We start from the raw sequence: 24,375 nt of genomic DNA on the forward strand, positions 1-24,375 counted from the left end.
TTTTTTCTGGACTGACACAGGCTCGCTTTTCTTCGTAATTGCCTTCGTCGCAATAGAATTCGGCAAGGGCAATCCCTGCCTCAGGTACGCTCTTAGCGGCTGACTCCAGAAGCTGAAGAATCTTGGCATTTTCCAACCGCGGCGCTTGACCTGAAAGGCTGATACCCGCTGCTGCGAAAGCCGCCTCCGCGGAGCCTTGGTCTGCCCCATGCAAATAACTATTCAGAGCAGAAATGTACAGCTGGCTGGAAGAGGAGGACTCGATATCGATAGCCAGTTGGTTATACATCGCCCCTCTTTTTAGTGCGCGCTCAGCCGGTGAAGCCTTTAACTTCGGGTATTGAGCATCAAGTGCAGACTCAAGCGACCAGTCTTCAGCACGGCTCAATATCCAACAGTCGTTATGTTTGAAAGTGAAGATCTTAAGCACTTCACCGTTTGAATCGCGAACAATCACATTGTTCGGCAGCTGGACTTGCATGCTCAGCCCAGACTTCGCGATGTTGGCAGGAGCAAGCATCACCAGCAATTGAGGGTCCAACACCCTCGACTTTCGCTCCACCACTCGCGGCTTTGACTCGGTGGAGACTACCTTTTGCTCGATCACGGGCGAGGCGATAAACGCTTGCTGCACCTCAGGCTTGGACGAGAACTCTTTTACGAAATCTGCGAAGTTGTCGCTCGGGCATTGCACGGTGCTCGATTGTGACGCAAAGGCGTCTGAACAAAACCCAAACGCCAAAAGCACCAGACATTGCAGCTTGAATTGACGCACTCGATTGTTCTTTGTCATCACGAACTCATCACTCAGAAAACACAAAAAAAGCCTTCGGCTTAACCTTCTCAGGCACCGCATTCCCCAACGCCTGATCCATCAAACTCCCCGCCTTATCCTTATCCGCCGCCCCCGGCAGTACCGGCGGTTTAATCCCGATCCCAGTCCCACTCCCCGGCGAGCACCCGCATTAATCTTCACCACCGGCCCAACCACCGTAACCCCACCGCCATCCAGCTTGATAAAGCTCCCACCCCCCAGGATGGTCAGCTCTGTCCCCGCCTCGATAACAATCTTGTCCCCAGCCTTGAGATGAATCTCTTTGCCCACGCTGGTCAGCTGCGCCGTACCCAGCTTCACATGCTGGTTCTGCCCAACCGTCAGGTGATCATCCAGCTTCGCTTCAATCTTGCGATCGCTGATGGTGGTGCGGTGTTCTTCGGCCTTGAGCTCGGTGTAGGTGTTCTTCACCACAGTGTCGTGGCGTTCATTGCCGACGCGGATTTTCTGGTCGTGCTCGATGTTTTCGTCCCAATCCCGCTGCGCGTGGATGAAGATTTGTTCGGCGCCTTTTTTTGTCTTCAATGCGCAGTTCGTTGTAGCCGCCGCCCCCCGGGGAGCTGAGGGTTTTGAACACGCTGCGGGTTTTGTTCGCCGGCAGGGCGTACGGCACCGGGTTTTCCTTGTGGTACAGGCAGCCGGTGACGAGGGGTTGGTCGGGGGTCGCCTTCGAGGAAGGTGACGAGGACTTCCATGCCGATGCGTGGGATGGAAATGGCGCCGTAGCGGTCGCCGGCCCAGGAGCTGGAGACGCGCAGCCAGCAGCTGGTTTTGTCGTCGGCCAGGCCTTCGCGGTCCCAGTGGAATTGCACTTTGATGCGGCCGTATTGGTCGCAGTGGATTTCTTCGCCTTTGGGGCCGGTGACCATGGCGGTCTGGCTGCCGAGCACCCGCGGTTTCGGGTGTTCGAGGGCCGGGCGGTAGAACACGTCCCACGGGGTGGCAAGGAAGGTGTTCCGGTAACCCTGGTGGAAGTCGTCCTTGTTGTCGGTGGTGTCGCTGGTCACGCCTTCTTCGAGGACTTGCGGTTGTTTGCCTTCGTGGAAGATTTCGGTGAGCAGCCACAGATCGTTCCACTCGCTGCGCGGATGGTCGGACATGGCCATGAAGTGGCCGCTGACCAGTTTGGTCTGGTCGCCGCGACCTTCGGCCTGGCGGTAGTCGGCGCGGTGGCGTTCGAGGGCGCGCTGGCTGAGGAACTTGCCGCGCGCGCGGTCGATGAAGCGGCCCGGGTAGTCGTAGTCTTCGAGATCCGGTTCAGTGCTCTCGCCATCGGGTTTGTACGCGGCTTCCATTTGCAGACGTGGTTTTTCGAAGTCGTAGTCGCGACGCGTGGTGCGGCTGGTGCGGGTTTCCAGGCGCAGTTTGAAGCCTTTGATCACCGGTTCTTCAGCGACCATGCCACTGCCCTGTATGTAGGCGGTCGGCTGGCCGAGGTCGGGGGAACACGGTCTGGTCGTCGCCGAACACCAGCAGGTGGGCTTTTTCGCTGTGCTGGAAGTGGTAGTGAATACCCTCCTCTTCGCACAGGCGCTGGACGAAGTGCAGGTCGGTTTCGTCGTACTGCACGCAGTAGTCGCGATCCGGGCACGGCTGGCTCAGCTGGAAGCTGTAGCGTTGCCCTTGATCCCGTGTTCGTCGAGGATCAGCGCGATGATTTTCGGCGCCGACATCTGCTGGTAGATGCGCTGGTTGGTGCGGTGATGCAGGTATTGCAGTTGCGGCACCAGCGAGACCTTGTAGCGGGTCAGGCGCTTGCCGGCATCGCCCTGGGCCACGCGGTAGATCTGCCCGTGGATGCCCGAGCCCTGTGGATCGAATGCGAGAAACGCCTGCTTGTGCAGGAGTTTTTCCAGGTCCAGATCGGGGTTTTCGCTGACCAGTTCGAGGTCGAAACGAAACGGTTGGCTGATGCCTTCGGTGCCGGTGAACGACAGCACTTGCAGGTCGCCCACGTAGTCTTCGACCTTGAGGCTGAAGTGGGTTTCGTTAGCTGGGTTGAACATAAAGCGCTCCCTGTTCGAATGTCGTCCGTTACGCCCGAAGTCGCAACCGTTGCAGCCAGGACGAAGTGGCGCCCAAGGCGTCACGCAATTGATCGGCAGTGATGGTGCGTTCTGCCGCATTGAAGCTCAGCGCGGTTCGCAGCGCTGGCCAGCCGTGTTTCGGTAAGTTCGCCGGGGCTTGCAGCTCGCGATCCAGGTGCTCGTCGCGGGCCTGGGTCGAGGGCAAGCGGCGGAACGGGTGTTTGCCGCTTGCCAGTTCATAGATCACGCAGGCCACGCCGTACACGTCCGCGCTGGCCGACAACGGTTGGCCCTCAAGCAGTTCGGGGGCGGCGTAGCCCGGGGTCCAGGCGTTGAAACGCTCGCGGCTCAGGTGCGGCAGACCGGGCAGTACGCCCTCGTCTGCCTGGCCGAGACCGAAGTCGAACAGGCGCAGGCCGTCTTCGCTGAGCATGACGTTGCTCGGCTTCATGTCACCGTGCAGCACGCCGCGACGGTGGGCATAAGCCAGCGTATCGAGCAGCGGCAGCGCGATGTCGCGCGTTTCTTTCCACGGCAAGCCGAGGGGCCGCTCGCAGAGCAGTTTGTCCAGGGTCAGGCCACGCATGTATTCCATGGTGATGAAGGCCCGCTGGCAGTCGGTGTCGACTTCAAACGTGTGTGCGCGCACGACGTTGTCGTGACGCAGGCGCCGGGTCAGGGCGAACTCGCTGTAGAGCAAGGCACTGGCGTCCGGCGATTCGGCAAATTCTTCGCTGAGGATTTTCAGCGCAATGTAAGGGTCGGGGTCGCCGAACTGCTCGTGCAGCAGATCCCGCGCCCGATAGACCGCACCCATGCCGCCCGCCCCGAGCAGACGCTCGAGGTGGTAGCGGCCGGCGAGTACGTCCGGCAATGCACCGATGCTGGCCTTGGTCGGCGCCAGCAACGGCTCGGCGTTGTTTGCCTTGGCGAAGGCGAAGTAGGTCAGGTTGCTGGCCTGCTCTTCGCTCATCAGCAAGTCATCGACTGAAGATTCGATTTCAGTCATTGGCGGATCACCACGGCAGTCAGGTTGTCCCGGGCGGCGCCACGCAGGGCGCCGTCGAACAGACGTTCCAGCGCCACATGCGGCGCGCTGAGGCTGAGGGCGTTGCCCAGGGCATCGCTGCTCAGCCCCTGATACAAACCATCGCTGCACAACAAAAACGCATCGCCCGGATAGACCTCGAGTTCGAGGACGTCCAGGGTCAGCTGTTCGGCTGCACCGACGGCTCGGGTCAAGGCCTGAGCCGCCGGGTGCGCTGCGGCCTGTTCGACGCTCATCTGTTGCTCGTCGATCAGTTGCTGTTGCAGCGAATGGTCTTTGGACAGCTGATACAGCCGCTGCCCACGCCACAGGTAACAACGGCTGTCGCCGGCCCAGATGCAGGCCGCGCGATTACCTTCCACCAGCAGCGCCACGACGGTGCTGCCCATGATGCTGTCGTGGCGTCCGGCGGTGACCGTCAACTCCTGCCCCAAACGCCGGTTCAGCCAGTGCAGGCACTGGCGGATGGCTTTGAGGCGTTCGTCGAAGTCCTCGTGCTGCGGCAGTTCAGCCAGGCTGGCGACGATCAACTGGCTGGCGATGTCGCCACCCTGATGACCGCCCATGCCGTCCGCGACCACCCACAGGCCCCTGCTGTGGCGAGTCGAGGAAGGCATCTTCGTTGCGCGCCCGCACCTTGCCCGGGTCGGTACGCGCCGCGCTGCGCCAGGGACTGGCCACCAGCATCAGAGCTGCACCGGCATACGGAAGGTGCGCAGCACGCCCATGTCGAAAGGGTTCGGCGTGCGCTGGCTGGTCAGCAGGTAGTTGGCGCGCAGGCCACCCACGTCGGCTTTCAGCACCAGCACGTCGCGACCGGTCAGGTACTCGGTCTGCATCAGGTCGAAAAGACGGAACAGCGACCATGGGCCGGAGTTCTTCTCGATACCGATCGGCCGCCCGGCCATCTTGTCCATCACCAGGCTGGTGCGACCGTCTTCAGCATCGGTCGGCCACTTGAACGTCATCGGCAGGATCGGACCGTGGCGGTATTCCATGGTCTTGTCGCCGAACTTGAACTCGGAACGGCTCACCGCCGGGTCGAGGGTGTACGGCTCCAGTTTGAACTGCACGGTCGGCTCGGCCGGGTTGATCGAGAAGAAGCTCTGACGAATCGTCAAGGCTGCTGCCATCTGGTCGAGATACATCTTCGATACCGGCAGGCTGTGACCGTCGACGCTGCGCATCCGGTAGTTGCCCGGATCGCCGCTGACGAACGGACGCATGTAGCTGTCGAAGAAGCGGTCGACCGTACCTTGAGCGCGGAAGAACTCGCGGAAGTCGCTGATCGCCACGTCGCTGGTGCTGCTGGCGCTGAACGGATAACGCTTGCTGATGGTTTTGCCATACACGCTGTACAGCTCGTTCTGATAACGGCCGTTCAGGTATTGGTAAGCATCGTTGAGCACCAGGCGCCACGAGTCTTCAGCCAGCACGTTGAACCACACGCTCAGTGGACGCGGCAGACGACCCGAGGCCGCGCGCAGGTTGGTCAGCGCATCACGCTGGCCGCTCATGCGGGTTTTCGCCATTTCGAACGCGGCTTGTTCCGGTGTGCTGGAACGGGCCAGACCGGACAGTTGCAGTTGCAGGTCGTTGAGGGCGCTGATGGCCGGGGTCAGGTCAGCGGCCGGGCCGTTGTTGTCATCGAGCAAACGGTGCAGCGGCTCGAAGCGCCGTTGCAGCGACTTCTTCGCGGTGTCCGGCAGGCTTTTCGCCACGGCCATCGCCGACGCCTTGTCCGCCACGGCAGACGCCAGTTTGCCGACCTTGCCCAGTTTGCCCTTCTGCCCTGCCAGTGCATCGGCGGCATCACCGGCTTCGTCCACCGGATCGGCAGCGGCCGGGAAGCGCGTGTTCTCGCGCACTTCAGTGAGCAATGCGAGCACCGGCGAGTTGGCCGACGTCAGGCCCGCCAGTTGCTCGGCGCCTTCACCGGCGTCGCTGATCGGCGGCAAGGCCACCTGGCCAACGGCTTCGCTCCAGTAGTTGGCGTAGTCGCGGAAGTACAGTTGCTCCAGTTCGACCATCAGGCGACGCAAGTCCATGTCGCTGATGCCCGCGCCTTCGCCCAGCACCCAGTTGTCACGCAGGATGTCGGTGACCAGCGCCGAGCCCTGCACCGAGAAGTACTGCTGATAACCCTGCTGGGTGTAGAAGCCCGGGATCACGTATTCGGTGCCGATGAACAGCGAGCCCTGCGGGCCGAGGTGTTGGCTGAAACGGTATTCCGGCAGGTTGCGCGCCTGCTCGCGGAGCATGCGGTAGACCACGGTGGCCAGCGATTCGGCGCGCAGCACCTGACGTGCCTGAGTCACCAGTTGATCGTTCAGCGGGTAGATGAACGGCTGCTTCAGCAAGCGCTCAAGGTGAGTGTTCAGACCATTCTGCACCGCGGTGTTGCCGGTGTAGCGCTGCGACCAGTCAGTGGCGACCCAGTCCTTGAGCCACGCCGCGTCGCGACGGTCTTTCATGTTCAGCATCAGGTACGCACGCAGGCTGTTGAGCAGCTTGTCGCGGTCCTTCATGTTGGCGCGAATCTGCCCTTCGAGCATCGTCGCGACCCGTGGCAGCAATTGCGCTTCGAGCTCATGCTCGTAGGCTTGCTTGACCACCGGATTGACGTCTTCGCCCTGATACAGACCGCCACGCTCGTGGTACGAGACGTCGCCCTTCTTCGGGAACACCTGAGTCGCGGCGTAGCTGGTGTCGAGGGTTTTCAGCACGCCCATCGCATCATCACGCGGGGTCAGCGCCGAACGCTGCTGAGTCCAGTTCTGCGCCAGCGTGCGCAGGTTTTCCAGACGCTCATAGTTGGCCGAGAAACCACCGGCCCAGAGCATACCGAACAGCGCCAGTGCCGCCAGTGCGCCAACGTACAACGCACGCTGCCCCCAGTGGATGCGGCTGCGCTCGCGCTTGTCGAGACCGGCCAGATCCGACTCGGGGAAAATCACCCGGCTGAACAGATGATGGATGAAGCGCGAACGGCCACTGCGCAGGGTCGGCAGCACGCCGGCACTCATGCCGAGGCTGGCGCCGATGCCGGCGGTGGTCGCGTCCATTTCCTGGGTCAGGTGCGGCGCACTGGTCAGGTAGAAACCCCGCAGCAGCGACGCGCGCTGATAACGGTTGCCCGGTGAACGCCATGTCGACGAACAGGCACAGGCGCTCGCCGATCTGCCCCAGTTGATGCGGGAAGTCGAGGATGCGGCCACGGCGCTGGGTATCGCGCTCGGAGTGCATGCGCATGATCACCTGATTGTTCAGGCGCCGCAGCAGCTCTTCGAACTCGCCGCGCAGGACCGCGACGTCGGTGCCGACCTGATCCTTGCGGAAACTGGTGCCCAGCACCTGATCGCTTTCTTCGCGGGTCAGTTGATCGAAGAACTCGTCGAAACCGAGCAGCTTGTCGGCCTTGCTCAGCACCAGATACACCGGCACATCGACGTGCAGTTTCTGATAGACGTCTTGCAGACGACCGCGCACCTGACGCGCCAGGGTGTCGATGTCCTGCTCGCTGCCACCGATCAGGGATTCCACCGGAATGGTCACCAGCACACCGTTCAACGGACGCCCGCGACGACGCTTGCGCAGCAACTCGAGCAAGGTGGTCCAGGCACTGCCGTCGACTTCCGCGTCCGGCTGCGTGGTGTAACGTCCGGCGGTGTCGATCAGCACACCGTGATCGGCGAAGTACCAGTCGCAATGACGGGTGCCGAGGGTGTCGCGGGTCAGCTTGCGGTCGATCTTATTGATCGGGAATTCCAGCCCGGAGAAGTCCAGCAGGCTGGTCTTGCCGGAGGCCTGCGGACCAATCAGCAGGTACCACGGCAAATCGTTGCGCCAGCGCTCGCTGCGGCCGCGATACAGGCTCGACGTCTTCAGGGTTTTCAGCGCGTCCTTGAAGCGCGCCTTCAACTCTTTCTGTTCTTCTTCGATCAGCTCGTCACGACGGATGCGATCCTGGCCGTCTTCGGTTTCTTCGATGGCTTTCTTGCGGATGCCCGCGCGCCAGCTGACGAAGACCATGGTCAGGCCCCAGATCAGGAACAGCACGGCGATGGTCAGCAAGCGAGAGGTCGAGCTCTCCCAGAACTTGTAGTCATCCACCGCCAACAACGGGCCGACGAACCACACCAGCAGCGCCACGAACAGCACCAGCAGCAGAGTCCAGACCCAGGTCTGGCGCAGGAAGGCGCCGACTTTCTTGAAAAACTTTTTCATCACACGTCCCTGTTTACGGCTGCGACTGCGGTTGCACCGCGGCCGGATCAAGCGGCTGATAAGGTTGCAGAACGGTGTCGCGCTGCTCGCCCAGGACCCAGGCGAAGCCCGAATACATCACCACCAGGCAGACCAGCGTGAACAGCACCACCATCCACGCCGGCACGATGCGCACCAGGTTGCGGCGCTGATCGTTGAGGCCTTCCCAGTGCGGCGACAACTCGCGCGGCACGTCGCCACGCAACTGACGGATCTGCCGGTACAGGGCGTCGCGGATGCCTTCGAGTTCGAGCATGCCACGGGCCTGTACGCGGTACTTGCCCTCGAAACCGAGGGACAGGCACAGGTACATCAGCTCAAGCATCGGCAGGTGTTTGACCGGGTTCTTCGACAGCCGGTCGAGCAGCTGGAAGAACTTCTCGCCACCGAAGGTCTCGTTGTGGAAGCTGCTGAGCAGGCTCATCTGTGACCACTCGCTTTCGTTGCCCCACGGCGTGGTCACCACAGCTTCGTCGACCACCGTGCAGAGCACGTAACGCGCGGCCATCACCTGGCTGCTTTCGGCGCCGTTATGCAACGCGCGCACTTCAAACAGCTTGAGCCCGGCGGTCAGGCGCTCGTTGAGCGCGTAGAGGTCTTCGCGGGTTTCGCTGTGCTTGAGGCGCACCACTTCCGAGAGCAGTTCGGACGACGCCGCCACCAGCGAATTGAGGCTGATGTTGAACGCTTCCGCCGGGCGCAGGCGCGCGGCGTAGATCATCCGTTCTTCCAGTTGCTCGAAGCGCGGCGGCGCGGCGAAGTCGGTCAGCGGACTGGCTGCCGGTCCGTGGCCCTGACGATCGAGCAGGACGGTTTTGTCGTCCTGGTTGTAATCCGTTTCCTTGATCATGTCGGTCAGTTCCTGATGGCCCAGAATTTCAGTTCAAGCTCGGCGAATTCGCCGGACACGTGGAACGCGAAGCCGCCGGAACGCTCGAGTTGCGCCAGGTCTTCGGAACTGAGTTCGAGGATGAAGTAGGTTTTGTTCGAGTGGAACGCGATCTGCCGCGGGGCCACCGGCAACGGTTTGACCTTGATCCCCGGCAGGTGCAGGTTGACCAGTTGGCGGATGCGCTCCACCGGGCCGACCTTGAGGTGCGCCGGCAAGCGGTGGCGCAGTTCTTCGGAGTCGCAGTTGGCACTCGCCGCCAGCACGAACGACGCCGAGCCGAGCAGTTTGTGGTCGTGCAACGGCGACACGATGATCCCGTACTGACGCGCCTGCAGGATCAGTTCGATGGCGTGCTGTTCGAGCACCATCGACAGCACCTGACGAATCGCTTCCATCAGTTTGCGGAAGCTTGCACCCTGATCGGCGTGGGAATAGCGGCTGTCCAGTCGCGGGCGTTTGCTGTCGCTGGAGAAGGTCGCCAGATCGCCGAGCATGGTCAGCAGCGTGCGATACAACTCTTCCGGATGCACCTGCTCCAGACCGAGGTAATGGCGCAGCAGCAGTTCGGTGCGGTTGATCAATTGCAGCATCATGAAGTCGCCGACTTCCGCACCGCCGACCTTGCCGTTGGAGCGGATCCGCTCGGCAATCGTGTCGCCCCGGTGGTTGAGCATGCTGATGACTTCTTTGAGGCACGACAGCAGATAACTGGACGCGTGAGCCTGGATGTAGGTCGGCACGAAATCCGGGTCGAGGCTGATCACGCCGTCGGGCGTGGTGTCGAGCACGTCGCAGATCTTCAGCTTCACGTAGGCCTGATCGCTCTGCTGCTCGCCGAGCAACAGTTTGAAGTCCGGGCGACCACAGCTGACCTGGCTGGCGGAATCGTCGCCGGCGTTGGAGTCGGCCACTTCGGCGTCGTACGCGGTGTAACGTGCGAGCACGTCGGACTGCTCCGGGCGGCGCGCTTCGATGTGGTTACCGGTGACCAGCGGCAGCGCCAGGTAAATCGGCGTGTTGCCGGTGTTCGGCGGCACATCCAGTGCCAGCGGCTCAGTGTTGCCGCCGAGTTCGAACAGGCTGCCGTCCGGCAGAATCCCCGAGGCGGCACTGATCACCAGTTTGCCCATGTTGAGGAACTGCAAGTCGATCTCCAGATTGAGGAAACCCCAGGTGTAGCCACCCAGCAACTGGGTGCGGGTTTTCATCTGGTGATCGTAATAGCGATCGTTGTGCTGGAAGTGCTGCGGCCGCAGCAGCATGCCTTCCTGCCAAATGACTTTATGGGTATTCATCTTCAGTCATCCGCCTTGGCGAGCGCTTCATGGGTGTTGCGGATCCCGGCCTGATCGAGGGTCAGATCGGCCTCGGTCAATTCCAGCGGGGTGACCTGCACGGTGTAGCGCCACTTGGTTTCCGGCAGATCACGGTACGCGGCGAGAACGCCGACGTAGCGGCTGCCCTCCTCCACGCTGAGCTTCATTTCCACGGTTTCACCCGGGCGCAGTTCGAGTTCTTCGCTGGCCACCAGATCCGGGTTGAGGGATTCCTTGGCGCGCTCGTAGAGGCTGAAGAAATCAGCGTTCTCGAAGGTCACCGGGTGCTTGAGTTCGAACAGGCGCACAACGATCGGCGAAGGACGGCCATTGAGGTCCGGGTTGAGCTGATCGCTGCCGGTCAGCTTCAGGTTGATCTTGGTCACTTTCGAGTACGGCGACAGCGACGAGCAACCGGCGAGCAGCACCAGCACGGTGAGCGCAGTCAGCGTCTTGAAAAAAGCGGTCGAGCGGCGAGACATGCGCATCATCCTTGGTGGTCGGTGTGTAGGGTAGAAATCAGGCGGATCTGTTCTTCGTAGGCCTGGGCGAAGTCGCGGGCCAGCAGACGCTCGCTCCAGTCATCGTCCTGACGCAGGGCCTGGTGGTAACGGCCGAACGCTCTCCAGCGTCCGCCGGAGGTGGCGATCAACGGCTTGTTGTCGCGTTCGAAACGCAGGGTCAGTTGTTCTGGCGAGAAGTGCTCGAGGGTGCCGCGTACGGCGGCGCGGCTGGCGGTGAGCAAGGCCACCTGATGCGCCTGCAGATCGCGGAACGCGCGGGAAATCGCCTGCTCGGCCGGCAGGTGCCCGGGCTTGTGCGGCTGCAACAGAATCTCCAGCGCTTCGCTCGGATCGACGGCGAACTTCAGCGGGTTCTTGTTGGTGCCTTGCACGGTGGTCTGGGCCAGACGCAGTTCGTTTTTCAGCTCCGAACGGGTGCGCAGGCTCTGCTGCAGTCCGCCGATGCTCTGACGCAGCAGCCGCGCGGCGTTCAGCGCCAGAGCTTCGCGGGCGTCGTGATCAAGGCCTTTGAGATCCACGCCCAGCGCCGCGCCGAAATGCTCCCAGAAACCCTCGCTCTGACGCTCGACGGCTTTCGGGGCCGGAGCAGGCTCGGGTTCAACCGGGGCGACCAGCTCGGGCACCATCAGGCTTTCCATGTCGATGCGTGCATAGTCGGCACGCTGACGGGAGTCCTCGGGCTTGGCGGTCGGCGCCAACAGTTCGTCGATTTCCGAATAGACGCGCTCTTGCTGTTCGATCGCGTTCAGCGGATCAAGGTCGAGGAAGGCGTCGTCCGGAATGATGCTGCCGGCGGCACGCGGACGGCCGACTTCACCGTCGAAGGTCGCCGGGTCACGCACCAGCCGTGCACGAATCTCGAAGTCGCCGAGCACGTAGGTGCTGCCGTGCTCGATGCGCACCGGTTCGCCCTTGTGCAGGCGAGCGCCGCTGCCGCCGTCCTGAACCCCGTTGCTGCTGGTGTCGGTGAGGAAAAACGTGCCTTCGCGGTAGCTGACAATCGCGTGGTGATTGGACAGATGACGCTTGCGGTCAGGAATGATCCAGTCGCAGTCCTCGCCCCGCCCGATCACGCCGCCGGCCTGTTTGAAGGTCTTCTGGCACAACTCGGTGGGCACGAACTGCTTGGTGTTCAGCATTTCGAAAACCAATTCCATGTTTGATGCTCCTTGCGGTCACTTGCCGCGATTGACCGCTTGCGGATCACCCAACGGGCGATAGTCGTTGTCGTTGAATTTGTAATTGCCGCTGCAGCCGCCAAGGCCGCATAGAACGACGAGGGTCAGCAGGACAGCGTGCCAGTGACGAACAGACATCAGAGGGTCTCCAGGGGTAGACAAAGCACAAAGCGCCGACCCTTGCGGGCGGCGCTGAAATTAATTCTTTGAGTGGTCTCGAAGGCTCTGCATCGGGGCCTTGAGCCAGACCAGCGAGGCGTACGCACCTCCTGTGGCGAGTGAGCAACCTGTGGCGAGGGGACTTGTCCCCGATGGGCTGCGAAGCAGCCCCAAGACCTGATCACCGATTCTTGCAGGAGAGCCGCGCTTGCTCGATTACGACTGCTGCGCAGCCGATCGGGGATGAATCCCCTCGCCACAGAGAAGCCGTTCAAGACAGGAGTTGTGCACACTGCAAGAGACAGGTTCAGGTCAGCCATCGAAGTCACCCAGGTTGATATTCAACCGCCCGAGGCGGTACAGCAGGGTGCGGCGTGGCAGGCCCAGTTCGCGGGCGGCGAGGGTCTGGTTGCCGTCGTTTTTGCGCAGGCAGTCGAGCAACAACGTGCGTTCGACTTTTTCCAGGCGTTCGCGCAGGTTCAGGCCGCTGTGGTCTTCGGGCATCGGCTCCATGCGCAGGGAGAAATGCTCGGCCAGCAACTCGCCGCCCTCGCACAGCAGCACCGCGCGTTCGACCAGTGCCTTGAGTTCGCGCACGTTGCCGGGGAAGGTGTAGCCGGACAGGTGTTCCAGCGCCGCGCTCGACCAGCGCACCGGGTCGCGCTGCAAATACGCGCACGTCTTCTCGGCGAAATGCTGAGCCAGTTCGAGGATGTCGCCTTCGCGCTGACGCAAGGCCGGCAGCTCGATCGGGAACTGCGCGAGGCGGTAATACAGGTCCTCGCGGAATTTGCCTTCGCTGACCAGCGTCGACAGATCGCGGTGCGTTGCGGCGATGATGCGCACGTCGATCTTGTGCGTGTCGTTGGAGCCCAGCGGGCGAATTTCGCCTTCCTGCAACACGCGCAATATCTTCGCTTGCAGCGACAGCGGCATGTCGCCGATTTCGTCGAGCAACAACGTACCGCCGTTGGCCGCATCGAACAGCCCCGCACGGTCACGATCAGCGCCGGTGAAGGCGCCTTTGCGATAGCCGAACAGCTCGCTTTCCAGCAGGTTTTCCGGGACGGCCGCGCAGTTCTGCACGATGAACGCCTGAGAGCGACGCGGGCCGCAATCGTGAATCGCCCGGGCGACGACTTCCTTGCCGGTCCCGGTTTCGCCGCGCAACAGCACCGTGTACGGGCTGTGCAGGACTTTGCTGATCAGCGAATGGGTCTGGCGCATGGCAGCGCTTTTGCCGATCAAGCCATAACCACTGATGCTCGGCACACTGCGCGCCACCGTGGCCGACTCGGCCAACGGCTGGCGCAGACGCTGCAGCAAGTGCAATTGTCCGAGCACGAACGAGCCGAGCTGACCGAGCGAATCGGCAAAGCCTTGCAGGTCCACACGGCGACGGCTGGCGCACAGCAACAAGCCTTCGACCGCTTTGTGCTGATTGACCAGCGGCACGCACAGCAGCGATTGCCACGGTGTCGCCGCAGCCGGCAGAAAACTGGTCTCGTGCAGACTGCCGCTCAGGTCGTCGAGGCAGACCACGCGGTTCTGGCACAGGGCAAACTGCAGCAGCTGCTCACCGTTGTAGTCCGCCGGCAAGCTGGTGGCGGCGCGCGGTTGCAGCGCGCCGTCGAGGCACTCGGCGTTCATCCCCAGACAGGTGTGGGTGGCATCGAGCAGGTACAGCTGCGCCAGTTCGCAACCGCTCAGCTCGGCCAGGCCACGCACGAAGTCACTCAGCAGCGCGGCACCGTCCGCCGCGCGCGACAGGCTGGCGAACTGCGCCAGCAACGCTTCGGCATAGACCAGTGGCTGCGGCACTTGAGTGAACATCACACCCACCTCAGGCGAACTCGCACGTCACGCTGGCGTTGCCGTCGAGCGTGGCATGCACACGCTTGAGGCTTTCACCGGTGGCCATTGCATCGAGCAAGCGGTCAGCCACCAGCGGCAGCACGTGCTGATCGAGCAAGTGGTCGATCAGGCGCGCGCCGCTTTCGCTTTGCGTGCAGCGCTCGGACAGGTGATCGACGAGGTTCTGGCACCAGCTGAAATCCAGCTGACGGCGATTGAGGCGCTCGCCCAGACGACCGAGTTTGATCTCGATCAGCTCGCGCAGCACCGGGCCGCCGACCGGGTAGTACGGCACCACTTTCATCCGCGCCAGCAGCGCCGGTTTGAAGTGTTTGCTCAGCACCGGACGAATGGTTTCTTCCAGCAGCTCGGCGGTCGGGCGGGCGCCGTCTTCGCAGAGGTCGCTGATCTTGTCGCTACCGAGGTTCGAGGTCATCAGGATCAAGGTGTTGCGGAAGTCGATCTCGCGACCTTCGCCGTCGTTGGCCACACCTTTGTCGAAGATTTGGTAGAACAGGTTGAGCACGTCCGGATCGGCCTTCTCGACTTCATCGAGCAGCACCACCGAGTACGGCTTCTGGCGCACCGCTTCGGTGAGCATGCCGCCCTCGCCGTAACCGACGTAGCCCGGTGGCGCACCGATCAGACGCGAGACGGTGTGCTTCTCCTGAAATTCGGACATGTTGATGGTGGTGATGAAACGGTCGCCGCCGTACAGCAGGTCAGCCAGGGCTAGCGCGGTTTCGGTCTTGCCGACGCCGCTCGGGCCGACCAGCAGGAACACGCCGACCGGCGCATCCGGTTTGTTCAGACCGGCGGCAGTGGCGCGCATCGAGCGATCCAGCGCGTGCACCGCTTGTTCCTGACCCCGGATGCGCGTGCGCAGATCGGTAGCGAAGCTGGCGACCTTGGCGTTGTGTTCGCGGGCCAGTTGCGCGAGCGGCACGCCGGTCCAGGCACTGATCACTTCGGCCACCAGACGCGGGCAGACTTCGAAGCTGACCAGACGCTCTTTGACTTGAGCCGCGGTCAGGGCGCTGTGGGTCTGGTGCAGTTCGGCTTCCAGCGCTTCAACGCTCTGGCCTTCCTCGACCTCGGCGGCGATGGTTTCGATCACCGTGCCTTCGGCGTCTTCTTCAACGCTGACAGTCGGCTCGACGGCGGCAGCTTCGCGGGCCTTGGCCAGTTGCTGACGCAGTTCCAGCAGGCGCTCGGCCAGTTGTTTCTGTTCAATCCACAGCGTTTCCAGCGCGACCCTTTCGTTTTCGGCTTCGTCCAGTCGCGCTTCCAGTGCATCCAGCGCTTCGTGGTCGATCAGCAGACCGGCCTCGGCATCGCGACGCAGGGCCTGACGCTGACGACCACCTTCGGCCAGTTCGCCACGCAGGCGCTCGAGGCTTTCCGGGGCAGCGGCAAGGCTGATGCGCACGCGAGCGCAGGCGGTGTCGAGGACGTCGACCGCTTTGTCCGGCAACTGCCGACCGGCCAGATAACGCGCCGACAATTCCGCCGCCGAGACCACCGCGTCATCGCGCAGGTAGATGCCGTGGCTCTTCTCGTAGACCTGCGCCAGACCACGGAGGATGGTCACCGCTTCGCTGACGGTCGGTTCGTGCAACTGCACTGGTTGGAAACGACGGGCCAGCGCCGGGTCCTTCTCGAAATATTTCTTGTACTCGGCCCAAGTGGTCGCAGCGATGGTGCGCAGTTCGCCACGGGCCAGCGCCGGTTTCAGCAGGTTAGCCGCGTCGGAACCCCCGGCATTACCGCCCGCGCCGATCAGGGTGTGGGCTTCGTCGATGAACAGGATGATCGGTTTCGGCGAGGCTTTGACTTCGTCGATCACGCCTTTGAGACGCCGCTCGAATTCACCTTTGACGCTGGCGCCGGCCTGCAGCAAGCCCATGTCCAGCGACAGCAGCTCGACGCCCTTGAGCACCTGCGGCACTTCACCGGCCGCGATGCGCGAGGCCAGGCCTTCGACGATGGCGGTTTTACCGACCCCGGCCTCACCGACCACGATCGGGTTGTTCTTGCGGCGACGGGCAAGGATGTCGACCATCTGGCGGATCGCGCCATCGCGGCACAGCACCGGGTCGAGTTTGCCGTCGCGGGCCTGTTGGGTCAGGTTGTGGGTGAAGCGCTGCAGCAGCGATTCGCCCTGCGCCGCCGGCTTGCCGCTGGCGGCCGGTTGCTCCTGTTGCGACAGGGCAAATTCCTTCAGGCGATCGATGTTCAGTTTGGCGAGCAACGGCTGATAACGGCTGCCGGCGTAGCGCATCGGGTTACGCAGCAGCGCGAGGATCAGCGCGGCGTCTTCCACCGAGGTCTGGCCCAGTTCGAGGTTGGCCACCAGCAGCGCGTCTTGCAGCCACTGCACCAGTTCCGGGGCGAACACCGGGTTGCGCGAAGCGCTGTGTTCAACGCGAGATTGCAGCGCAGCGCTCAGTTCACCGGCATCGACATCCGCATCCTGCAAGGCGCGCGACAGCAAGCCGTTCGGACGTTCCAGCAAACCCAGCAGCAGGTCTTCGACGAGGATCTTGCTGCCGCCACGGGCCACGCAACGTTCGGCCGAACGCTCCAGATCACGACGGGTTTCGGCGTCCAGCGCCTGGATGAGTTGTTGCAGGTCTACGTTGATCATGGCTCACGTCCTTAATGAATTTTGCTGCCCAGGGTGACCACGCCGTCTGCTTTTTCGCAGCCCAGCCAACTGGTCCATCCCAGGCGACAGTCGTTCTTCTCACCAATGCGCAGTTCGCGGATTTCTTCCGGGCGCAACACCAGGCGAATGTCGTAATCGAGCGGGTCACGCAAGGTGAACCGCACCAGCGCGCACAGCGGCTGGTAACCGAAACCGATCGGCAGGAATTCGTGGAATCGCTCCCAGTCGAGTTCGGTGATGTGAATGCGGAATTTGCCGCTGCGGTCGCGCACCCGCTCGCCCAGCACCAGGTCTTCACCGAGCAGGCTGTTGGCGCGACCGAGGCGGTTGCGCTGCTCGTCGAGGATCTCCACGCGGCGCTCGATGCACTGCTCGATGACCAGGTCTTCGTGCTTGAAGTAGTAACGCAGCACGGCTTCGATCAGCGCCGCCGAGTGCGCGCGCAAGCTGAGCAAACCAAGGTATGGCAGCAGGCGCTTCCAGTTCAGCTCCTTGGCCTTGCGGATCTCGTCGCCGCCCAGACCGATCAGCGCAAACAGCTGCGACGAGAACGGGTCGATCGCGCCACTCTGGAAGCTGGCGCGATAACGGTACTTGCGCCAGATCGGCAGCATCAGCCGTTGCAGGCGATGGTGGAACAGGTCGAGGAAGTTGCGCGTCGGGTTGCCGTCCTCGCTGTCGCCCAGCGCCTGCTCGCCGTAGAACGCCGGCAGCGGCGAACCGGAGCCGACCAGCCCGATCAGGTTGAAACGCATGCGCGCGCGCATCTGCCCGTGCTCTTCGAAAAACTCCACGCGATCGACGTCGCTGCGCGGAAAGCCCAGGCTCGGGTTGGCCTGAAACTCCACCTGGTCGTACAGATCGTCTTCGCTCAGGTACGGGTGCGCCTCGCGCAGCCGGTCGATCACCAGCAGCACGGCCTGAAACAGCGAGTACTCGCGTATTACCTTGGTCAGCCCGCTTAAAGCAGGGGCTGCAGGCCCATACGTGGTGTCCATTGGTACACCTCTCCCTGTGTGCTTTTTACCCGCAGCTCGTGGTACGAATTGAGACTGGCGTAAAGCGCGAAAAACTCGTTAAGAACCGAGGCGAAAACGAACAGGTCGCCTTCGCCGATATACCCTTCCGGGTCGATGGTCAGTTCGGTGCGCAAACCGCGCACCGGCAAGCCACGGTGCAGCCGGTCGACGTGGTGGTGCTTGATGTGCTTGAGGCCGCCGAGCAGGCGTTTGCTGACCTTCTCCGCGTGCTGGTCGTAGTAGCGCGGCAGGTCGTAGGTTTCGAGAATCACCTTCAACGCGTTGACGTCGGCCAGCGACAGATAGTTGAGCGACATGTTGCTGATCAGCTTCCACAGGAAGTCACGGTTCAGCGGCGGCGCAAAGCTCGACGTGGCCGGGGTGATGTTGCGGAAACTGAGGAACTCCGGGGTCTCTTCGCAAGCCATGCAGATGTCGCCAAGCTTGAGCTTGCGCGGCAGGTTCTGGTTGGTGCAGATCAGCTCGATCGACAGGGTTTCGTGGGCTTCGGTGTGGCGTATGCCGAAGCTCAGGTAGGTGTCGAGGCCGTCATGCAGCAAGGATGAACGCTGGCGGATGCTGTAATGCGGACGGCTGTTGGGCACGTCGAAACTCGGGTCGTGCTCGAACGACTCGAACGGCACGTACTCCTGATAACCGAGGCCGCCGGGCTTCCAGCCGGTGACTGTTTCCACCGAGAACACGCCGCAGTTTTCCAGATCGTATTCCGCCGGCAGCAGCAGGTATTCATCCTGCTTGCCGTCGAGGCGGATCGGCAGCGCATCGTGGGCGAACAGGTTGGCAATCGGCGTGCAGAACAGCTTCACGTTATCCAGGGTCGGCCGCATGCGCATGATCCCGCTCTTGCGGATATCGAAACGCAATTCCAGGCCGCGCATCTGCTTGAGCGTGTCTTCCGGCAGCGCCTTGAGGATGTCCAGACCGTTGACGTCGACGAACAGGAACTTGTCCTGGAAGGCGAAGTATTCCTGCAGGTAGCGATAGCCACGGAAAGTGTTCAGCGGATACGGGATCAACGCTTCTTCTTCGGCAAAGCCCACCGGCTTGACCCGGTCTCCGGGAATCTTGAACGCCATCGGCTTGCCCGCCACGCCATCGATTGGCTTGCCGGCACCGTCGAGCGGGATCAGTTCGATGCCTTCCAGGTTGCGCAGCAGGCTCAGGTAGAGCATCTGGCTGATGTAGCGTTCGCCGGCAAAGTGCAGGCGCAGTTTGCTCAGCTCCAGCTCACCGAGGTGACCGTCAGCGCTCATTTCCAGACGCAGGCTGAGCAGCGAACCGTCGCCCTTCACCGAGTAGTTCAGCGCGGCCAGATCCAGCGGCAGGACTTCGGTCGGGTAGCAGGTGCGGAAGCGGCAACGCACGTCTTCGATCGGTTTGCTCTCAATCGGCGTATCGCGCTCGACCACCAGCGCCGGGCCAGAACGCTTGAGCGGATCGAACTGCAAAATGCTGAACGCCGGCAGCGGGCGCATGTAGTTCGGCCACAGCAGTTGCATCAGCGAATGGCTGAGCTCTGGCAGCTCGTCATCGAGCTTCTGCCGCAGACGCCCGGTTAAGAACGCAAAACCTTCCAGCAACCGCTCCACATCCGGATCCCGCCCGGCCTGGCCCAGGAACGGCGCCAACGCCGGACTACGCTCGGCGAAACGGCGACCGAGTTGGCGCAGTGCGGTGAGTTCGCTTTGGTAGTAGTGGTTAAAGGACACGGGTTACCTGCCTGGTAGTGGAACTCATGGAATAACTGTCCTGCGGATTACGCTCGATGTCCGACCTGGTCATTGGATTACACCTGCAGGCTGACTTGGCTGAATGCGACCTGCGATGTTTCGCAAAGTCCAACGCAACTCGATGACTTGAGTGGTGAGGATCGCCAGCAACGTGACGCAGCCTTGAGCTACGCCGTAAAACAGCGCTCTTAACGGGTTGTCGGGTAGCATCCAGAGCAGGATGAAGCCCACCATCAGAAAAAGGATGGCCAGCTTGGCGACCAGACCTGGAATCAGCGCAACGATCAGGTTGACGCCCAGAAAAAATGTAAAACAGTGCGTAAGTCGCAATGCCGATGGCGACACCATGGGAGGTAAACCCGCCGTTAAAAAGCCTGTAAGCATGCACAACCGCGTCATTCAAAAATGCATACGCCACGCATCCGAGAGCGTGGATTAACAGGCATAGGGCGAGACGAACGTAGCTGTTCATACTGCTATCAATTTTCCAGAATCTCGTAGGGTGTATTACTGATGAAAATATTCAGCCAGTTTTCTTCCCATTGCGGCATGGAAATTATAAAAGCCTTATCTTTCTTTTCGAAGGTGATCCAAGTAATTCCAACCTCAGCATCATCTTCGAATGTGCGCATATCCAACGACTGCGTATCATACAACGGGGTTCGATATACCTTCCCTGGCTCTTTCGAGTCGATAACTCTTAGATACGCCATACCGCCAAGCATAAAGATCCTGCCGACACGCACATTCTCAATTGTGTAGCGGCCCGAGGGGCTAGCTGTAGTTGTACTTGCGGGATACCCTAGCATTGAATTTACGCAATAAACGAGCAATGCAATCAACACCAAGAGCAAACTGACAGGCACTAGCCATTTCTTTTTAAGCGTAGTCATTTTTTCGCCACACCCACTTCGACAGCGATTGTACATGAGCAAAAAAATGCGCATCATTTATTCCAAACATTAATAACTGTCACGGGAACATTCTGATATTTGATATCAGACAAAACCTGGAAATCACCGCCTTTTTTAAATTCCGTTCGATATTTTACAAAATGAGAATTCGTAATATAGAAATAACGCGAGCTTTCTATTTCCCGAAACATCGCCTGAGAGTCTTCTGCACTGATATAGGGGTTTGAAGCGATGTCTGACTTCATCTGCGCCGCACCGGCATTTGCAGTGGCCGCATAAGCCGGGTTGGCTATACCATCGAAGTTCCAGAACCCCAATGGCTGACTGAAATTGTCATCCGGTGCGTCATTGAAGTCATAGGCGTCCTCAGCGTAAAAAACCGATTCGCTCCACAAACAGTTGAATGCTGTCTACGGAAACAACCAACTTTCCCTCTGGAAATACGCGGACGTTAAAGTTTGCCAGCGCAGCTCGCAATTCATCAGTCTTCTCTATTAAACCGAATTTAACTGCTCGATTATTACTGTATCCAAACTCTTCAACCTTCCTGGCGCTAGCAAAATTAAAAGGATAGACACCCGGCGCCGAGCAAGATACTTATCTTTAATTTTCTTGCTTATATTATTGCGGCCTGCAGGATTATCCCAAGCAGATTTAAGCTTTTCAATGACAGTTTTCGCAGGCTCAAATTTTTCCAACCAAGCCATTTTTACGATGGTGTCATTTACGTAGGCGATGTCAGCAAGAGCAATATGGTCTTTAACCTCTTTACTCATGGCACCATCGGCAGTTGGCCATGGTTTGCCATCAAACCAATGGCGCATCAGCTTCGCAGCAACTGGCCACTTCATCTTATCCATTGCATCAGGTATATCTGTGATTTTGAATTGACGGACAGCTGCAGACTTACCAGTTTGGTTACTGGCCGGCGTCAGACTTGATGCTATTTTCGTATCCGCCATAACAAAATCCTTTTATCCAATTACGACTTCAGATTGCTGTTCAATAATCAACTCATAGGACTCCGCTACAGAGGACGAGATTTTTTGCGTCTTCCCGTCGGCTCCCGTGACGCCACTGATAACTTTCCCCGAGGCTGTTTTGAAACTGTATGCCACTCCCGCCAATGGCTTCCCGGAGTCCTGACAATTGATGACGTAGTGCTCGTTAAACGGCCACTTGATCTCCACCGGCAAAGGCGGCACAAACGGCGCCGGCGAGTGCGAATTACCGATAATCACCGTCCCGGAACCTGCCGTGACCTTGTTGCCATGAGAACCAACCGAACCTACCGTGGCCGCCGGTTTGCCATTGATCAAAACCGTGGTCGCCAGATCGCCGACCAACGCACCACCACACGCCGAGGCATCGCCTTGGCGGGCGGGCCGCGAGGCCGTCGAAGAACACGTCGCCGGAACCGGCGGCGATCGGGTTGGTACCGTGGCCAGGAAGTGGGCAAGCGGTGGGGTCGGATACGCGTGCTGCGGGTTTGCCAGACATCGGGAATCTCCTTAGGTGACCTTCACTTGACCGCTGCCATCCAGGCGCGCGGAAAAACTGACCTGACGCTTGAAACCCTCGACTTCCAGCAGGCCTTCGATGCTGAAGGCCAGCCGTAGCTGGTCGTGGTCACGCGGCAGGGAAATGACACGCACGTTGCTCAGGCGCGGCTCGTAGGCTTCGATGAAGTTTTCGATGGCCAGACGGGCCTGACTCAGGGAGTCGTGCAGGCTCAGACGCATGTCATTGAGATCGGGCAACCCGTAGTCGGCCAGCGTTTGCACGCTGCCGGCCCGGGTGCTGAGCATTTTGGCCAGATGGGCAGCCACTGACGCCATGGCACAAGCCTCAAGGCTGTTGCCCTTGCGTAGTTCCGCGTCGCCGTTGAGGCGTTCGAAGAGGCTGCCGTATCCGTCCATGAGTCGCTCTTACTCTTTGTCCAGCTTGCCAACCAGCGACAGGGTGAAATCGGCACCCATGTACTTGAAGTGCGGACGCACGTTCAAGCTCACGCGGTACCAGCCCGGCTCGCCTTCAACGTCGCTGACGATCACTTGCGCAGCGCGCAGCGGACGACGGCCACGCACTTCGGCGCTCGGGTTTTCCTGGTCGGCCACGTACTGGCGGATCCACTTGTTCAGTTCCAGCTCGAGGTCGGTACGCTCTTTCCACGAACCGAGTTGCTCGCGCTGCAGCACTTTCAAGTAGTGAGCCAGGCGGTTGACGATCATCATGTACGGCAGTTGGGTGCCGAGCTTGTAGTTCAGCTCTGCCGCCTTGCCTTCTGCGCTGATGCCGAAGAACTTCGGCTTCTGCACCGAGCTGGCGGAGAAGAACGCCGCGTTGTCGGAACCTTTGCGCATGGTCAGGGAGATAAAGCCTTCCTCGGCCAGTTCGTATTCACGACGGTCGGAGACCAGAACCTCGGTCGGGATCTTGGTTTCGATTTCGCCCATGCTTTCGAAATGGTGCAGCGGCAGGTCTTCAACCGCGCCACCGCTCTGTGGGCCGATGATGTTCGGGCACCAGCGGAATTTGGCGAAGCTGTCGGTCAGCTTGGTGCCGAACGCGAACGCGGTGTTGCCCCACAGGTAGTGCTCGTGGCTGTTGGCAACGGTTTCCTTGTACACGAACGATTTGACCGGGTTTTCTTCCGGATCGTACGGGTTACGCAGCAGGAAACGCGGCACGGTCAGGCCGACGTAACGGGAGTCTTCGGAAGTACGGAAGCTCTGCCATTTGGCGAATTGCGGGCCTTCGAAGTGGTCTTTCAGATCTTTCAGATCCGGCAGGCCGGTGAAGCTTTCGAGACCGAAGAATTTCGGGCCGGCCGCGGCGATGAACGGCGCGTGGGACATGCAGGAAACGCTGGCCACGTATTGCATCAGTTTCACGTCCGGCGAGCTTGGGGACATGAAGTAGTTGGCGATGATCGCGCCCACCGGCTGACCACCGAACTGGCCGTATTCAGCGGTGTAAATGTGCTTGTACAGGCCCGACTGCATGACTTCCGGCGAGTCTTCGAAATCGTCCAGCAGGTCTTCTTTGGAGACGTTGAGGATTTCGATCTTGATGTTTTCGCGGAAGTTGGTGCGGTCGACCAGCAACTGCAGGCCACGCCACGACGATTCCAGCGCCTGGAAATCCGGGTGGTGCAGGATTTCGTCCATCTGACGGCTGAGCTTGGCATCGATCTCGGCGATCATGCGGTCAACCATGGCTTTCTTGACCGGCTCACCGTTGTTCTGCGGCTTGAGCAGTTCTTCGATGAACGCCGACACGCCACGCTTGGCGATGTCGTAGGCTTCGTCGTCCGGGGTCAGACGGGTTTCGGCGATGATGCTGTCGAGAATGCTGTACTCGCCGCTTTCGGCGCTCTTCTCTTGTGCTGCGCTAGTGCTCATTGTGTTGGCTTCCTTGGCTGGAGTCTCAGGCGTCCGGGGCTGCGGCGTTCAGGCCCAGCTCACCGAGTACGCGACCGCGGGATTCGTCGTCGGCGAGCACGCCTTCGATCGCTTTACGGAACGCAGGTGCGTTACCCAGCGGGCCTTTGAGGGCCACCAGCGCATCGCGCAGTTCCATCAGTTTTTTCAGCTCAGGCACTTGCTCGACCAGGCTGGCCGGGTTGAAGTCCTTCATCGAATTGACGCGCAATTGCACAGCCAGCTCGTCGGCCTCGCCATCTTCCTGCAGACGGTTCGGCACGCTCAGCGTCAGACCCAGTTCTTGCTTGGCCAACACTTCGTCGAAGGTCATCTTGTCGATGCTGATCGGCTTGCGATCTTCGATTTTGCGATCGTCCTTGCGGTGGGTGTAGTCACCGATTGCCAGCAGCTTCAGCGGCAGTTCAATCTCTTCCTGAGCACCGCCGGTGGCGGGTTTGAAGGTGACGTTGATGCGTTCCTTGGGGGGCTACCGAGCCTT

At 60.8% G+C, this 24,375-nt stretch carries 18 protein-coding genes and 4 pseudogenes; all 22 read right to left on the minus strand.

Annotation, left to right across the window (positions count from 1 at the left end):
• A partial coding sequence (locus HT737_RS14790; RefSeq protein WP_182403046.1) for a sel1 repeat family protein occupies positions 1–793 on the minus strand: 793 nt, incomplete at its 3' end.
• Positions 794–803: 10 nt separating this feature from the next.
• A pseudogene (locus HT737_RS31825) lies at positions 804–2,841 on the minus strand (type VI secretion system tip protein VgrG).
• Positions 2,842–2,869: 28 nt separating this feature from the next.
• Complete coding sequence (locus tag HT737_RS14800) at positions 2,870–3,871, minus strand: serine/threonine-protein kinase (RefSeq protein WP_182403048.1); 1,002 nt, start codon at positions 3,869–3,871, stop codon at positions 2,870–2,872.
• Positions 3,868–4,597 (minus strand): annotated as a pseudogene (locus tag HT737_RS14805) (PP2C family serine/threonine-protein phosphatase). Before HT737_RS14805 ends, HT737_RS14800 begins: the two are co-directional and overlap by 4 nt.
• Positions 4,597–8,137 (minus strand): annotated as a pseudogene (tssM, locus tag HT737_RS14810) (type VI secretion system membrane subunit TssM). The pseudogenes HT737_RS14805 and tssM overlap by 1 nt, the downstream one beginning before the upstream one ends.
• A 13-nt stretch (positions 8,138–8,150) precedes the next feature.
• A complete protein-coding gene (icmH, locus tag HT737_RS14815; RefSeq protein WP_003229559.1) occupies positions 8,151–9,026 on the minus strand; it encodes a type IVB secretion system protein IcmH/DotU in 876 nt (291 codons plus the stop codon).
• Positions 9,027–9,031: 5 nt separating this feature from the next.
• On the minus strand, positions 9,032–10,363 hold the full coding sequence (gene tssK, locus HT737_RS14820) for a type VI secretion system baseplate subunit TssK (protein ID WP_007962327.1): 1,332 nt from the start codon (positions 10,361–10,363) through the stop codon (positions 9,032–9,034).
• 2 nt (positions 10,364–10,365) lie between these two features.
• On the minus strand, positions 10,366–10,866 hold the full coding sequence (gene tssJ / locus HT737_RS14825; protein WP_007962325.1) for a type VI secretion system lipoprotein TssJ: 501 nt from the start codon (positions 10,864–10,866) through the stop codon (positions 10,366–10,368).
• A gap of 5 nt (positions 10,867–10,871) precedes the next feature.
• Positions 10,872–12,065 (minus strand): type VI secretion system-associated FHA domain protein TagH, encoded by a 1,194-nt coding sequence (tagH, locus tag HT737_RS14830; protein ID WP_047297299.1) that lies wholly within the window; start codon positions 12,063–12,065, stop codon positions 10,872–10,874.
• A gap of 18 nt (positions 12,066–12,083) precedes the next feature.
• The gene (locus tag HT737_RS14835) at positions 12,084–12,224 is read right to left on the minus strand and encodes a hypothetical protein (protein WP_003229566.1); all 141 of its coding nucleotides are present in this window, start codon (positions 12,222–12,224) and stop codon (positions 12,084–12,086) included.
• Positions 12,225–12,557: 333 nt separating this feature from the next.
• Complete coding sequence (locus HT737_RS14840) at positions 12,558–14,078, minus strand: sigma-54-dependent Fis family transcriptional regulator (RefSeq protein WP_047297300.1); 1,521 nt, start codon at positions 14,076–14,078, stop codon at positions 12,558–12,560.
• 10 nt (positions 14,079–14,088) lie between these two features.
• Positions 14,089–16,746, minus strand: a complete 2,658-nt coding sequence (gene tssH / locus HT737_RS14845) for a type VI secretion system ATPase TssH (protein WP_095667999.1) — start codon at positions 16,744–16,746, stop codon at positions 14,089–14,091.
• 11 nt (positions 16,747–16,757) lie between these two features.
• Positions 16,758–17,765 carry a type VI secretion system baseplate subunit TssG gene (gene tssG / locus HT737_RS14850; protein ID WP_041071592.1) on the minus strand — a complete coding sequence of 336 codons (1,008 nt, stop codon included), beginning with the start codon at positions 17,763–17,765 and terminating at the stop codon, positions 16,758–16,760.
• The gene (gene tssF, locus HT737_RS14855) at positions 17,729–19,516 is read right to left on the minus strand and encodes a type VI secretion system baseplate subunit TssF (RefSeq protein WP_007962320.1); all 1,788 of its coding nucleotides are present in this window, start codon (positions 19,514–19,516) and stop codon (positions 17,729–17,731) included. Before tssF ends, tssG begins: the two co-directional genes overlap by 37 nt.
• A gap of 69 nt (positions 19,517–19,585) precedes the next feature.
• Positions 19,586–19,885, minus strand: coding sequence for a hypothetical protein (locus HT737_RS14860; protein ID WP_306287214.1), 300 nt, complete (start codon positions 19,883–19,885; stop codon positions 19,586–19,588).
• A gap of 131 nt (positions 19,886–20,016) precedes the next feature.
• Complete coding sequence (locus tag HT737_RS14865) at positions 20,017–20,430, minus strand: hypothetical protein (protein ID WP_182403050.1); 414 nt, start codon at positions 20,428–20,430, stop codon at positions 20,017–20,019.
• A gap of 53 nt (positions 20,431–20,483) precedes the next feature.
• The gene (locus HT737_RS14870; protein ID WP_182403052.1) at positions 20,484–20,846 is read right to left on the minus strand and encodes a DUF6402 family protein; all 363 of its coding nucleotides are present in this window, start codon (positions 20,844–20,846) and stop codon (positions 20,484–20,486) included.
• Between the two features lie 99 nt (positions 20,847–20,945).
• Positions 20,946–21,413: a DUF6402 family protein gene (locus HT737_RS14875; protein ID WP_182403054.1), complete on the minus strand. Its 468-nt coding sequence runs from the start codon at positions 21,411–21,413 to the stop codon at positions 20,946–20,948.
• Between the two features lie 12 nt (positions 21,414–21,425).
• Positions 21,426–21,951 (minus strand): annotated as a pseudogene (locus HT737_RS14880) (PAAR domain-containing protein).
• A gap of 11 nt (positions 21,952–21,962) precedes the next feature.
• Complete coding sequence (gene tssE, locus HT737_RS14885; protein ID WP_041071603.1) at positions 21,963–22,370, minus strand: type VI secretion system baseplate subunit TssE; 408 nt, start codon at positions 22,368–22,370, stop codon at positions 21,963–21,965.
• A 9-nt stretch (positions 22,371–22,379) separates the two neighbouring features.
• The gene (gene tssC, locus HT737_RS14890) at positions 22,380–23,855 is read right to left on the minus strand and encodes a type VI secretion system contractile sheath large subunit (protein WP_003229584.1); all 1,476 of its coding nucleotides are present in this window, start codon (positions 23,853–23,855) and stop codon (positions 22,380–22,382) included.
• Positions 23,856–23,880: 25 nt separating this feature from the next.
• Positions 23,881–24,348, minus strand: coding sequence for a type VI secretion system contractile sheath small subunit (gene tssB / locus HT737_RS14895; protein WP_374011173.1), 468 nt, complete (start codon positions 24,346–24,348; stop codon positions 23,881–23,883).
• Positions 24,349–24,375 lie beyond the last annotated feature (27 nt).

Source organism: Pseudomonas sp. MD195_PC81_125, assembly GCF_014060985.1.
GTDB lineage: Bacteria > Pseudomonadota > Gammaproteobacteria > Pseudomonadales > Pseudomonadaceae > Aquipseudomonas > Aquipseudomonas parakoreensis.